This window comes from Cobetia sp. SIMBA_158 (genome assembly GCF_046566945.1).
GTDB lineage: Bacteria > Pseudomonadota > Gammaproteobacteria > Pseudomonadales > Halomonadaceae > Cobetia > Cobetia amphilecti.
The window spans coordinates 1-277 of sequence record NZ_JAWJYL010000280.1 but is presented as its reverse complement, the minus strand read 5'-3'; the positions used below and the strand labels follow the sequence as shown (position 1 = coordinate 277).

The following is a 277-nucleotide window of genomic DNA, read 5'->3' as shown; positions in this document are numbered from 1 at the left end:
AGCAAGAGCAGCTATTCAAATTACTGAACGTATTACAGCCATTATTATTAATTTACCAAGTGGCAAAAAAGTAGATGTTCTTGTGCTCGCTATTTTGTTTTGTATCCATGAAAAAGACCACCCACTTTATGAGGAGATAATAAATGGTAGGTTCAAAAGAACAGAACGAGGTGATGAAAATAAGATCATAGATATTAGCCTAGCTGACTTCTTACAAAAGGATATATCAAAAGAGTATTTATCAGCCGAGATAATTTATTTTATTGAGCCACAGAGA

At 33.2% G+C, this 277-nt stretch carries 1 protein-coding gene; it reads left to right on the top strand.

Features of this window, described 5'->3' with window-relative positions:
- On the top strand, window positions 1–277 hold a 277-nt coding region (locus R2R70_RS19970), incomplete at both ends, for a hypothetical protein (protein ID WP_410978895.1).